11 protein-coding genes are annotated in these 13553 nt (G+C 55.6%); 2 read left to right on the top strand and 9 right to left on the bottom strand.

Translation table 11 applies throughout. The annotated features are described in order from the left end of the window. Positions 1 to 30 precede the first annotated feature (30 nt). Entirely contained in the window at positions 31 to 1029 is a 999-nt protein-coding gene (fbp, locus tag NMC31_RS14090) for a class 1 fructose-bisphosphatase (RefSeq protein ID WP_149462895.1), read from the top strand. Between the two features lie 38 nt (positions 1030 to 1067). Here fbp and yjfF read toward each other — a convergent pair whose 3' ends face one another. From yjfF to ytfQ, 4 genes are all read right to left on the bottom strand, one after another. Beyond that, positions 1068 to 2060 carry a galactofuranose ABC transporter, permease protein YjfF gene (yjfF, locus tag NMC31_RS14085; protein WP_253898313.1) on the bottom strand — a complete coding sequence of 331 codons (993 nt, stop codon included), beginning with the start codon at positions 2058 to 2060 and terminating at the stop codon, positions 1068 to 1070. After that, entirely contained in the window at positions 2047 to 3072 is a 1026-nt protein-coding gene (gene ytfT / locus NMC31_RS14080) for a galactofuranose ABC transporter, ATP-binding protein YtfT (protein ID WP_253898312.1), read from the bottom strand. Before ytfT ends, yjfF begins: the two co-directional genes overlap by 14 nt. 10 nt (positions 3073 to 3082) lie before the next feature. After that, on the bottom strand, positions 3083 to 4585 hold the full coding sequence (gene ytfR, locus NMC31_RS14075; RefSeq protein WP_253898311.1) for a galactofuranose ABC transporter, ATP-binding protein YtfR: 1503 nt from the start codon (positions 4583 to 4585) through the stop codon (positions 3083 to 3085). Between the two features lie 121 nt (positions 4586 to 4706). Next, complete coding sequence (gene ytfQ / locus NMC31_RS14070) at positions 4707 to 5663, bottom strand: galactofuranose ABC transporter, galactofuranose-binding protein YtfQ (protein WP_253898310.1); 957 nt, start codon at positions 5661 to 5663, stop codon at positions 4707 to 4709. 392 nt (positions 5664 to 6055) lie between these two features. Between ytfQ and ppa the strand changes: the two genes are divergently transcribed. Further along, positions 6056 to 6583, top strand: a complete 528-nt coding sequence (gene ppa, locus NMC31_RS14065) for an inorganic diphosphatase (RefSeq protein ID WP_004857176.1) — start codon at positions 6056 to 6058, stop codon at positions 6581 to 6583. A 261-nt stretch (positions 6584 to 6844) separates the two neighbouring features. On the opposite strand, the gene NMC31_RS14060 is transcribed toward ppa, so the two are convergent. From NMC31_RS14060 to tamA, 5 genes are all read right to left on the bottom strand, one after another. Further along, positions 6845 to 7195 (bottom strand): type II toxin-antitoxin system ChpB family toxin, encoded by a 351-nt coding sequence (locus NMC31_RS14060; RefSeq protein ID WP_253898309.1) that lies wholly within the window; start codon positions 7193 to 7195, stop codon positions 6845 to 6847. Beyond that, positions 7189 to 7440, bottom strand: coding sequence for an AbrB/MazE/SpoVT family DNA-binding domain-containing protein (locus NMC31_RS14055; protein ID WP_149462890.1), 252 nt, complete (start codon positions 7438 to 7440; stop codon positions 7189 to 7191). The genes NMC31_RS14060 and NMC31_RS14055 overlap by 7 nt, the downstream gene beginning before the upstream one ends. 206 nt (positions 7441 to 7646) lie before the next feature. Further along, positions 7647 to 7991 (bottom strand): gamma-glutamylcyclotransferase family protein, encoded by a 345-nt coding sequence (locus NMC31_RS14050; protein ID WP_015966166.1) that lies wholly within the window; start codon positions 7989 to 7991, stop codon positions 7647 to 7649. Positions 7992 to 7993: 2 nt separating this feature from the next. After that, complete coding sequence (tamB, locus tag NMC31_RS14045) at positions 7994 to 11773, bottom strand: autotransporter assembly complex protein TamB (RefSeq protein WP_253898308.1); 3780 nt, start codon at positions 11771 to 11773, stop codon at positions 7994 to 7996. After that, positions 11770 to 13503: an autotransporter assembly complex protein TamA gene (tamA, locus tag NMC31_RS14040; protein ID WP_253898307.1), complete on the bottom strand. Its 1734-nt coding sequence runs from the start codon at positions 13501 to 13503 to the stop codon at positions 11770 to 11772. The genes tamB and tamA overlap by 4 nt, the downstream gene beginning before the upstream one ends. Positions 13504 to 13553 lie beyond the last annotated feature (50 nt).

Below are 13553 nucleotides of genomic sequence, written 5' to 3'. Positions count from 1 at the left end.
TTACTCCACATTAACTGCAGGGAAAGTGTTATGAAAACGTTAGGTGAATTTATTGTCGAGAAACAGCATGAATTTTCTCATGCGACCGGTGAGCTTACCGCTCTACTGTCGGCAATAAAGTTAGGTGCCAAAATCATCCACCGCGATATCAACAAAGCAGGTCTGGTTGATATCCTGGGTGCCAGCGGTGCTGAAAATGTTCAGGGCGAGGTGCAGCAAAAACTCGATCTGTTCGCCAACGAAAAACTGAAAGCCGCACTGCGCGCCCGCGATATCGTCGCTGGCATTGCATCCGAAGAAGAAGACGAGATTGTGGTCTTTGAAGGGTGTGAACACGCGAAATATGTGGTGTTGATGGATCCACTGGACGGCTCCTCCAACATCGATGTGAACGTCTCTGTCGGGACGATTTTCTCTATCTATCGCCGCGTGACGCCTGTCGGCACGCCGGTTACTGAAGAAGATTTCCTGCAACCGGGTAACAAGCAGGTCGCTGCCGGTTACGTGGTTTATGGCTCCTCAACCATGCTGGTTTACACCACCGGTTGCGGCGTCCACGCCTTCACATACGACCCGTCTCTTGGCGTGTTCTGCCTGAGCCAGGAGCGCATGCGCTTCCCGCAAAAAGGTAACACCTACTCCATTAACGAAGGTAACTACATTCGTTTCCCGACTGGCGTGAAGAAATACATTAAGTTCTGCCAGGAAGAAGACAAGTCTACACAGCGCCCATACACTTCGCGCTATATCGGTTCACTGGTGGCGGACTTCCACCGCAACCTGCTGAAAGGCGGTATCTACCTCTACCCAAGCACCGCCAGCCACCCGGAAGGGAAACTGCGCCTGCTGTACGAATGCAACCCGATGGCCTTCCTCGCGGAACAAGCGGGCGGTAAAGCCAGCGACGGTGAGAATCGTATTCTGGATATCATCCCGGAAACCCTGCACCAGCGTCGTTCGTTCTTCGTCGGGAATGACCATATGGTTGACGATGTTGAACGTTTTATCCGTGAGTTCCCGGACGCGTAAATTCGCCAAAAAATGAAAAGGGAGCCTCGCTCCCTTTTTTATTGCTTTGTCGCAACCCTTGTCACAGGCGCATTCTGCCGATTTTCCCACAACACGGTCAGCGCACGTTGCAGGGCGATAAAGACAAACAACAGAATGCCGATGGCGATCTTCGTCCACCATGAACTGAGCGTGCCGTCGAAGTTGATGTAGGTCTGAATCAAACCCTGAATCCCCACGCCAAACAGCGTACCGAGCACCGTTCCAACCCCTCCGCTTAACAGCGTGCCGCCGATGACAACCGACGCAATCGCGTCCAGTTCCACACCTACGCCCGCCAGCGCATAGCCCGCCTGGGTGTAAATCGAGAAGACAATGCCCGCCAGCGTCGCCAGCCCGGTTGAAAGCATATAAATGCGAATCGTCGTGCTGCGAGTGGAAATGCCCATCAGGTTCGCCGACGTCGCGCTGCCGCCGATGGCATAAACCTGATTACCAAATCGCGTGCGATGGGCAAGGAAAATCCCCACCACCACCACCATCAGCATCAACAGCCCCATCGCGCTTAAGCGCCCGCCGCCGGGGATCATCCACGCAAGGCTGGAGAGCGTGTCATAAACCGGATGGTTAATCGGAATCGACTCTTCAGAGACCAGATAGCTGACGCCGCGCAGGAAGAACATCCCCGCAAGCGTAATGATGAATGCCGGGATTTTCAGCGCATCAATCAGCAGCCCCATAAATGCGCCGAACGCACAACCCATCACCAGCACCAGCGGGAAAGCCAGCAGCGGTGAGATCCCCCAGAAACCGATCGCTTTGGCGAGGAACACGCCGGTAAAGGCGATCACTGACCCGACCGAGAGATCGATCCCACCTGAAAGGATCACAAACGTCATGCCGACCGCAATGATCCCCAGAAAGGCGTTGTCAGTGAGAATATTGCAAATCACCCGCGTCGAGGCGAAGCCGGGAAACTGGGTCAGGCAGTAGAGATAGCCGAGGATGAAGACGCCGAGCGTGATCATCAGCGGTAAATTACGTTTTATCATGGCTGCGCATCCCCTTCAGTATGCTTATAAAGCGTGGCGACTGGACAATCAGCACGCACAGCACCACCACCGCTTTCACGACCTGATTGAGCTCCGGCGGGAAACCCGAGAGCAAAATCCCGGTGTTCATCCCCTGAATAATCAGCGCCCCCACCACCGACAGCAGCAGGTTAAAGCGCCCGCCCATCAGCGAACCACCGCCAATCACCACCGCCAGAATGGCGTCCAGTTCCAGCCAGAGCCCGGCGTTATTGGCATCCGCGCCGCGAATGTCCGCCGCGACAATCACTCCGGCGATGGCCGCGCACACGCCACTCAGGACATAGGTCAGCATCACCACAATGCGCGTGTTGACCCCGGCATTTTTCGCCGCACGGATGTTGATGCCCACCGCTTCGATAAACATCCCCAGCGCCGTTTTACGGGTGAACAGCCAGAAAATCAGCAGCGTAGCCAGGGCGATAATCACCGGCGTCGGGAACAGCAGCAACGAACCGCTGCCCAGCCACGCCAGAGGCGGCGAATCAAAGGTGACGATTTGCCCGGTGGTGATCAGTTGCGCGACCCCACGCCCGGCGACCATCAGAATCAACGTCGCCACAAAGGGCTGAATTTTCAGGATCGCCACCAGAACGCCGTTCCATAAACCCGCCAGTACGCCAGAGCCAAGCGCCGCCAGCAGGACTACAGGCAGGCTATGCCCAGCGACGGTCATCGAGGCCGCCGTCGCACCGGCAATCGCCATTACCGCGCCCACAGAGAGGTCGATCCCACCAGTCGCAATAACCAGCGTCATGCCGATAGCGAGTAGCGCAACGGGTGCCGCGCGGTTAAGAATATCAATCGGGCTGCCGAACAGACGGCCTTCCTGCAACACCACCTGTAAGAAGTGCGGCGAGACGAGGCTATCAACCAGCAATACCAGGATAAGCGCAATAATTTGCGGCATCCCCGTCGGCCATTTGAAGCGCCGTTTGGGCTGGCCTGGCTGGGGTAAGGATTGTGGCATCACGGTTTACTCCTTATGCCGCAATAGCATTCATAATGGCCGGGACGGAGAGCTTCTCGAGCGGGATCTCCGCCACCTGTCGGCGATCGCGCATGATGATGACCCGGTCGGCATAGCCCACCAGTTCTTCCAGCTCAGATGAGATAACCAGCAGTGCCAGCCCATCGGCGCACAGGGTTTCGATCAGACGGATGATCTCCGCATGCGCACCGACGTCGATCCCGCGCGTGGGTTCGTCGAGGATCAGGAACTGTGGGCGCGTCAGCAGCCAGCGTGAGAGCAATACTTTTTGCTGATTGCCGCCGGAGAGAAATTCAATCGGCTGTTCAGCACTCGGCGTACGAATGCCGAGCTGACGAATAAAGCGTTCGGCAATCTCGTTTTGTTCTTTACGTGGAATGGGTCTCAGCCAGCCGCGCTGCGCCTGAAGCGCCAGAATGATATTTTCGCGCACCGACGCGGCGGCAATGATCCCGTCAGTTTTGCGATCCTCCGGGCAGAAGCCGATCCCCAGGCAGGACGCCTGATGCGGCGATCGTAGCGTTTGGCGTTTGCCTTTGATCGTCGCGCTGCCGCTATCGGCGGGTTTGATACCGAAGATCACTTCCGCCGTTTCGGTTCGCCCGGAACCGAGCAATCCGGCCAGGCCGACGATCTCACCGGGGCGTACCTGGAGATCGAACGGTTCAATAGTGCCCTTTTTGCCGAAACCTTCAAATGCGGCAACCGGTTTGTCGCTTAACAACGTGCGGCCTGCGCGTTGTAAGGCGTGGGTATCCAGTTCGCGGCCGAGCATCATTTTCACCAGATCGATTTGCGGCAATTCGCGGGTTTCCCGGCAGCCCACAAACGCGCCGTTACGCAGCACAGTGATACGATCGCTCACCGCGTACACCTGATCGAGGAAGTGGGTCACAAAGATCAGGCTGACACCCTGATCGCGCAGCTGGCGCATCAGCGTGAACAGCATCTCCGCCTCTTTGGTGTCGAGGCTGGCGGTCGGTTCATCGAGGATCAGCACTTTGGCGGAGAGATCGATAGCGCGGCAAATCGCCACGATTTGCTGCATCGCCACGGAAAAGCGGTTGAGCGGCTCGCGGACATCCAGCGAAAAGCCGTAGGATTCCATCAGCACGGTGGCGCGCTTTTCCATCTCTTTGCGGCGCAGAAAACCGAAGCGTTTCGGCTCGCGACCAATGAAAAGGTTATCCGCTACCGACATATTGGGCAGCAGGTTCACTTCCTGATACACGGTGCCGATACCCAGCTGTTGGGCGTGAGCGGTGTTTTTGGGCGAGATGGTATTGCCATCCAGCCAGATTGTGCCGCGATCGGCGTGATATACGCCGGTTAAGGCTTTGATAAGCGTCGATTTCCCCGCGCCATTTTCGCCCAGCAGCGCCATGATTTCGCCGCGCCGCAGGCTGAAATCGACGTTATCCAGCGCTTTGACGCCGGGGAAGAATTTGCTTAATCCTTCAGTGCGGAGGATTTCCTGGTGTTGGTTGGTGCTCATGGTTTCCCCCTCACCCTAACCCTCTCCCGCAGGGAGAGGGGATAGAATGTGCATAATGGTTGGGTCCTGCTCCGGTTTTCTCCCTCTCCCTGCGGGAGAGGGCCGGGGTGAGGGGCCAAACTCAATACCCCATATTTTTCTTCTTCTCTAACTCTTCTTTCGCCGTGTCCGGCAGGTAAAGCGTCGATTTGGTGACGGTCACTTTTTCCGGCAAGGTGCCGTCTTTTTTGAATTTCTCCAGCGCATCAAACGCCGGTCCAGCCATGTTTGGCGTCAGCTCCACGCTGGCGTTTGCTTCACCGGCAATCATCGCTTTATAGATATCTGGCACGCCGTCGATAGAGCCGGTGAGGATATCTTTGCCCGGCTTGAGCCCGGCTTCTTTAATCGCCTGAATCGCGCCGATTACCATGTCGTCGTTATGGGCGTAAACCATGCAGATGTTCTTGCCGTTGTTCTCGGCCTTGATGAAGCTTTCCATCACTTCTTTCCCCTTACTGCGGGTAAAGTCGCCGGATTGAGAACGGATAATTTTGATATTTGGCGCTTTAGCAATGGCTTCGGCGAACCCTTTCTTACGATCAATCGCCACGCTCGCACCGACAGTGCCTTGCAGTTCGACGACGTTACACGGTTTGCCATCGACGGTTTTAGCAAGCCATTCGCCAATCAACTGCCCTTCGAGCACGTTATTTGCCGTAACGGTGGTCATGTAGAGCGATTTGTCTTTAACATCAATTGAGCGGTCGAGCAGGAATACCGGAATCTGCGACTCTTTCGCTTCTTTCAGTACCGGTTCCCAACCTGTCGCCACCACGGGCGCAATGAAGATGGCGTCCACGCCCTGGGCGATGAACGAGCGTACCGCTTTGATTTGGTTCTCTTGTTTCTGCTGACCATCGGCGATTTTCAGGGTGATACCGCGCTTCTGCGCTTCACTCTTCGCAACGTTGGTTTCCGCCGCGCGCCAGCCGGATTCAGAACCTACCTGCGAAAATCCCACTGTTAATGGGGCAGCCATGACCATAGACGACATGGCTGCGGAAACTGCTGTGACAAGAAGTAAGCGCTTCCACATAAAGTTATCCTCGTAGGGTTATTGTTGGTGAAAAACACGCCTGCGGACAAACTATAGACAATGGTAAATGTAACAGAATGCGTTACATCACAATTCGGGAAAGTGAATGTAATGTTAATTATCAGTATTGGCAGGAGCTGAGGAGGAGCAAGGGATCGGGCGATGCTTGATATTGCAGAATTTTCGTACGATACGGAGTGCGTAAAGGCATTAATGTAAACGGTTTCACAATTTTATTCAGGATGCGGCTAACTTTATGGATTTTAGAGTCATCAGAAGGTGCTGAAAAAGGCTCTGCCGGTTAGAGAAGAGATAAAACAGGTCAAGACTTTCACTGCGAGTTGGCTATAATACCCGCCACTTGTTTGCCATACATTTTAAAGGAAACAGACATGAGCTTACTCAACGTCCCAGCGGGTAAAGATCTGCCGGAAGATATCTACGTCGTTATCGAGATCCCGGCGAATGCGGATCCTATCAAATACGAAGTCGACAAAGAGAGCGGCGCACTGTTCGTTGACCGCTTCATGTCCACTGCGATGTTCTATCCGTGCAACTACGGTTACATCAACCACACCCTGTCTCTGGACGGTGACCCGGTTGACGTACTGGTCCCGACGCCGTATCCGCTGGAACCGGGTTCTGTGATTCGCTGCCGTCCGGTTGGCGTGCTGAAAATGACCGACGAGTCTGGTGAAGATGCCAAACTGGTTGCAGTACCGCACACTAAACTGAGCAAAGAATACGATCACATCAAAGATGTGAACGACCTGCCGGAACTGCTGAAAGCGCAGATCACCCACTTCTTCGAGCACTACAAAGACCTCGAAAAAGGCAAATGGGTTAAAGTTGACGGTTGGGACAATGCTGAAGCGGCTAAAGCGGAAATCATTGCTTCCTTCGAACGTGCGAAGAAATAAACTTTCTTTCTGCGTGATAAAAGACACCGCTTCGGCGGTGTTTTTTTATGCCTGAGTATCAGCATTGCCGGATGCGGCTAACGCCTTATCCGGCCTACAAAATAGTGCAAATTCAATACATTGCAGAAACCTTGTAAGCCTGATAAGCGTAGCGCATCAGGCAATGTTTGCGTTCGTCATCAGTCTCACACCGCTTCGACGGTGTTTTTTATGCCTGAATACGGCGGCTTACGCCTTATCCGGCCTACCAACTCTTCCCACCTAATCAAGAATCGCCTGCGCCCGAAGTAACACATCTTCCATCACTTCCGCGCTCGCCTCACCCAGCTTCTTTGCGCCACGCGCGTTAAGATCCATCATGCGGAACTGATTAACCAACACAACACCGCTAACGTCGCCCGTTTTGCAGCTCAGCGGAACCGCAAAACCGGCATAGCGTGCGTGGTTTCCACCACGGGTAACAGGCGCGACAAGCACCATTCCTAAGCGATTAAAAGCGCCGACAGAGAGCACTAATGCAGGACGCCCTTCGCCCTTTTGTTCGTGCCCACTCGCGGGGTCAAACCCCACCAGCACAATATCACCGCGCGCAAACAAGGTGCTTTTTACCATACTTCGTCACCCTGCGGACCGCTTTGCCCCCAAAGCTCTTCTTCGCTTAACGCGGGCGCATTGATGTCGCACTGGGCCAGCAGCGCATCCAGCGAATAGTGCCGCTTCAGCGGCGTCAGAATGATTTGGTGTTCTTTCACATTGACCTCCATGTTCTGTCCGACGGACAGATTCAGCTCTTTGACGACGGTGCCTGGAATGACCATCCCCATACTGTTTCCCCATTTCTTAATGGTTACGTGCATATCGCCTCCTGAAGTTATACAAAGTATAACTCAGAAGGTTCATGACGAGTTTGCCTTTTCTGTATAAAACGCACCAGCACGGTTTTTAGGATTTTATTAAGTCTGGAAAGCGCAATGTGAAATGAAGAGAACACGAAAATGCGTTGCAGATTAAGCACGTTGCGGCGCACAAAAAACAACGCCACCCGAAGGTGGCGTTATGAGGATTAATACTGGTCTTTGTCTAACCAGTCTCCGCTTTCTATCAGCGGCAGCCCATCAACCGGGCGCTGATAGACGTACATCCAGGCACTACCGTATGGCGTTTGGATAAGGTGACGAGCATATTCACCCGCTTTGGTGCGTAGCTCGTCAAGTTCAGCCATCGTCGCCGCATCAACCCGGTAAACCTCACCGTGTACTGTGCCCTTTCCCGGCACTGCGCCTGGATAGTGGCCCAGGCTGTACAGTTGATAGTCGGCTACGCTGTGCTGGCCCAGCAACTGGGCGTTGGTCATCCAGTGGCTGTTGCCTTGTTTACGCCGCAAACTGCCGTATACAAATATTCGCATTGCTAAAACTCAAACTGATAGAGCAAATCAAGCGCCTGGTCGATACCAGACACCGCTTCCAGATATAGCTTAGGCATCAGGCGGTAGCGTAACGTGAGAGTCGCTAAGGAGTCAAAGATCCCGACACCATATTTCACCTGTAGACCTGGCAGTACGTAGCCGCTGACCACCACCTGAGATGAGTCACCCACCCCTTGCGTGTCCAGCGCCAGATTGCTTACGCCAAATGTCTCGCCGATTTTACCCACAACCTGGCCACTTTGTGCAACCCCCAGGCCAATAAGCATGGATGTCATCGCGGCACTGTCGCTCTGATCGCTGTCCAGCCCCTGTCCACGAACCAGGTAAGAGAGGGCCATCTGTTGCGACATCGCCGGGTCAGAGAAGACTTCGGCCTTCGGCTGGTCTGCCGGACCGGTGACGCGAATACCGGCGGTCACATCATCTTCGGTGGCGTCCGGGTTACGGATCGCTTCGATGTTCAGCAGCGGCTGGTCCGGCGGGCCGGAGAAGAGCAGCTCGCCTTTACGCACAATTAAATCCTGGCCGTAGGCGTGGAAGCGCCCTTCCGGAATGTTGATTTGCCCATTCAGGCCGAGCCCCTGTTTATCCTGCGCCACTTTCAGGTCACCGGTCAGTCGCGCTTTCAGCCCAAACGCATCCAGACGCACGTTGTTACCGACGTGAATGGTCAGGTTACTGTTGATCGGGATCGACGCAGTTTTCGGGTTTTCCGGCTGTAGTTTATCGTTGAGCATCACTTCATCGCTGGAGACGCCCACCGCACTTTCCGGTACGTCATGCACCACAATGCGCGCCCACGGCACATCAACGCTGCCGTCGAGGGTAAACAGGCTTGGCGTGGCGTTAAACACCACATCCGGCGAAACGTCGAGGCGTACCATCGGCGGCACGGTAATTCGTACCCGGCTGCCTTTCGCCGCCACGCTGGCGCGCCAGTTGTCGATCTGCGTCCAGTCGGCGTTGCCGCTGAGGCTAATGCTCCCCTGCTGTGTGACCACTTCACCTTGCAGAGTGGAGCGCGTGCCGTTGAAGTTCATTGCAATCTGACTCGGCTGCATATCGAACGGCATGAAGTTAGCGTCGAGATCGACACCGTTGAGCTGCATTTGGCCAAACAGCTGTGGCCCCTGAACGTCGCCCCCTAAACGCAGGTTGGCATTCAGTGTGCCCGCCGCTTTCTCGCCTTTTGCGAAGATAGGGTTAATCATCGCCAGCGAGAAGTTGCGGATGTTGACGTTGCCGCCCAGGTTGCGCCGACCCTGCGGATCGGTCACCTGAACTTGCCCATCAAGTTGCCCGTTATTGGTCAGGCGAATCATCCAGCCCAGCTCGGCGCGGTTGTTGTGCAGATCCGCATTGAGATTCAGCGTGTCGAAGGCCACCGGTAACGGCGCGTCGTTGACGATCTGGGTGACCTTCACGTTACGCCCGCTGAGCGTCACTTTCCCCTGCGGCAGGCCTTCTTTGGTGGTATCCCAGATCACATCGGCGTTACCGCTGAACACGCCGCTGGCCTGCGTCTCTTCTGGCATAAACGGTTTGAGCATCGCCAGGTCGAAACGGTTAAGGTTCACCTGCGCACGCCCCGTCGCCCCGGCGTCGATGGTTTGTGGCACGCAGAGTTCAGCGTTCGGGTTAGTCCAGCAGTGCGGGCCAACGCTGATTTTCTGCTCTTTGTTACGGAAATCGAGTGCGATGGCGCGAGACAGCGACCACGGGCCGACCGGCGTCTGGAAACGGGTATCGCTCAGCGAACCTTTCCAGCGCTCTTCTTTGCGGTCAAAACTGCCCGCCAGCGCCAGTTGCCCGGAGACTGGTTCACCGTTAATGCGCAGATTCAGCGTGTGCTGCTTCTCGCTACCTTTGGCACTGAGATCCACCAGGCTGATATCTACCCCCGGCTGTGCAATGCGCTCGACGCGCACATCAAGATTGCCCGCGATCTGGTCGGTGGATTTCACATCGCCTTCCACGCGTACCTGACCGACGGTCAGCTCCTGCCAGCGCAGGCCGCGCGCGGTGATGTCCGCCAGCAACTGCGGCGCTTCCACCGTACCGCGCACTTTCACCAGCCCTTTCGCCGTGCCGCCCAGCCCCGGTAAGGCGTTATCCAGATTCGGCGCATCGATGGTGGCGTCGAGATTGAGATCTTTAACGCCCAACTCACCTTTCACGTCCGCACTGTTGCGCCCCAGCTCCAGATGCAGACCTGGAATGGTCCACTGCATGTAGCTGTTGCCCTTCAGGGAGCCGTCAACGTTCACTTTGTTCTGCTTCACGTTGCCGGTGATTTTCAGCGACGGGACATCCATCTGCCAGGTACCGCCGTACAGGCTGCCCTGAGTTTTGATCAGGCCATCCAGCTTCGACGGCCAGTCCGGCACTTCTTTTGCCGTGTTGATGCCGTGTAATGCCAGCTCACCACGCCAGCTGATCGCCTGCTGCCAGTCGAGCAGGGCTTTCAGCTCGGTGGTGCCTTCCAGTGCCGCCACGGTGAGTTTATCGAGATTAACCTGAAGTTCGTTGCCTTTCGCATCCAGTTTGATGTTGGCGGGCGGCACGCCCTGACCTTTCACTGCCGTCGCGAACGACAGGGTGTAGTCGGTCATTTTGCCGCTGAGTTTCAGTTTCAGATCGTCGGCCTGGAACTGCTTCTCGCCGGTAAATGGCCAGTAAAGCTGCTTGCTGGTCACGTCCAGATTCAGCGGCAACCCGGCTTCGGCCAGTTGCGTTTGCGCGCGCAGTGACATATCCACCGGGCCGGAGAGATTCACGCCCAGTTCCAGTTGCTTGCGAACATCACCGCCCAGCTTAAGTTTGATTTTCTCGCCCTTCAGCGGCTCAATGTTCAGGGTGCTGTTGAGGGTGATATCCACCGGCCAGTCGTTGGTCAGCTGCGCGGTACCGGTGGCATTTACCGTTCCCTGGCTGGAGTCGATATCGAGCGTATCCAGCTTCATGTTGCCGTCGATGCTGCTCACCTTCAGCAGCATTTTATACACCGTCAGATCCGTATCGCCGGTGATGCGCAGTTGTTCGCCGCTGAAAGATTCAATGTTCAGATTAAGCGGCAGATGCACATCGGTCATCTCCGGCAGCACCGGTTTCGAGAAGAGATCTTTCATCGTCTCGCCGAGCGGTTTTTCCTGCGGCTGCGGGTTGTCAATCTTCGGCTCTACCACCTCTTTCTGCGCCACATCCGCCACTTTCGGCAGGGCGATCAGCAGCCCTTGCAGCGTGGTTGGCGTCAGCGTCAGGTTTTTCTCCTGCCAGTTCAGCCCGGTCATGAAATCCATCACCGACACGGTGGTGTCGTCGATTTTGATATTCACATTGTTGAGCGACACGCGGCTGAGAGTGATTGGATACGGCGTAGAGAGATTCAGCGGGCCGCTCTCTTCCTCTTCCGCAGGCGTCGCTGATGGCGGCATTTTGCTGCTGTCGATGGCGACGTTGACGTCACGCAGGCCGATGTCGTCCACGCACAGGCTGCTGCTCCACAGGCATTCGGTTTTTACCGCCAGATGAAACTCACCCGCGTTCACCGCCACACCAGGCTGGGTATAGCGCACGTTTTTCAGCGTCAAATTGCGCCAGCCGCCGGTCACCTGGCCGATTTCCAGCCCCGGTACCCAGCGGTTCGCCGCATTAAACAGCAGATGCAAACCTGTGGTGGTGCTAACCAGAAACGCGACGGCCCCAATAAGCAGCACGACAAAAATCAGTACGCCGAGGCTTATCTTCTTCCATAAACTCATAATTCAGGCCCCAGACCGATGTAGAACTGTAATCCATGCTCGTCTTTATCGCCCAGCGGTGCGGCAACATCGAGCTTGACCGGCCCCACAGGAGACTGCCAGCGAACGCCGACGCCCGCGCCGGTTTTCCAGTCGCTACGGCGAATATCGCTCACCGCTTCACCGCCGTCCATGAACACCGCGCCCCACCACTTACCGGTAACGTTGTATTGATACTCAACCGAGCCTGTCGCCAGCTTCGAGGCCCCTTTCAGTTTGCCATCATCGTATTCCGGCGAGATCGATTTGTATTTATAGCCACGAATACTGCGGTCGCCCCCGGCGAAAAAGCGGAGATCCGGCGGCACTTTGTCGAAATCGCCCGTTTCAATCCAGCCGAGGTTGCCGCGCATCACGAAGCGGTGTTTGTCGTATAAAGTCCGAATCCAGACGTTTTGCGCCTGCCAGACGCTGAAGTCGACATCAGATCCCCAGGCAGTATTGGAGTAATCGATAGAGTAACGTTGGGAATCCCCCCAGGTCGGCATCAGGCCGCCGCGGGAGCGGGTACGGCTAATCATCACGCCCGGATAAAGCAACATCGTGGTGTTGGTGACATTACCCTGGGTAAAGTGGTCGAAGCTCCAGCGCAGGTTAATCGCCCGCTGCCAGCCACTGGAGAGGTCCCAGTAGCGCGACAGCGCAAGCGTGGTGGAGTCGGCTTCCGTATCGTTCAGGTCGGTACGCTTAAAGCCCCCTTGCACCAGATAGTACTGTTCAAGCGGGTTCTTTAAGAGCGGCATCTTGTAGCTGAAATCGAGGATCTGCTCAGGCGATGAGATGCTGGCGCTGGTCGTCAGACTATGCCCATAGGAGTTGATCCACGGTTTTTTCCACGTTGCCTTCACGCGCGGACCGACGTCCGTTGAATAACCGACACCGGTTTCGATGGTGTTTTCACTGCGCGGCGACACGACGCCATGTAGCGGTAATATTTTGGTTTTTCGTGATTTTTCGAATTCAGGTGCGACCACCACCGATTTAAACCAGCCAGTGGCCGACAGGCGGCGATTCAGTTCAGCCAGATCGCTGGACTGGTAATAATCGCCCTGCTTAAACGGCACGAGGTTTTGCAGATACTCTTCACGAATCTGCGAGCCTTCAAAGGTGACCGCGCCGAAACGATAACGCTCACCGCTGTCATAATCGATATCCCAGAACGCCTGATGGCGATCGAGTGCGATGCCGAGCTGGCTCTTTTTAAATTCGCTATCAAAATAGCCGCGACGCAGCGCAACGCTGGTTAAGCCTTTTTTGAAATCGTCGTAATCGCTGTGATCGAGCACCGTGCCAATCGCCGGGCGCGTTTTAAGTAGCGCGAGATAATCTTTGTCAGTGCGCGCACCACCGCGCAGAATCACGTCGGTGCCGCCAATGCGCACCGGTTCACCCGGCGTGACTTTCGCCAGTAGCACCTGACGTCCTTTTGCCGGTGGCGGTTTCAGTTCAAAATCGATAGTCGGTTCGTAATAACCAAGCGCTTTTAAGCCTTCACGGATGGCGTCATCGACGCGCGCGCGAAAACGGCGATCTGGCGTGACCTCATCACCCTGAATTGTCGAGAGCTGCGCTCGAACGTTTTTTTCCAGTTGCCCTGAAAGTCCTTCAACCTGCAAACGTATATTCGCTGCACTGGCAACACCGCTGGTCAGCAGTAAACCGACCACACATAACTGGCGGATTTGTCGCACATTTTCTCCTGAATATCCTGTTTCCACCCCAATGGAAACGAAAGCCTTTC

This window comes from Pseudocitrobacter vendiensis (assembly GCF_943590815.1).
Lineage (GTDB): Bacteria > Pseudomonadota > Gammaproteobacteria > Enterobacterales > Enterobacteriaceae > Pseudocitrobacter > Pseudocitrobacter vendiensis.
Note: the sequence above shows the minus strand (reverse complement) of the source record. Positions and strands in the feature narration are given on the sequence as shown.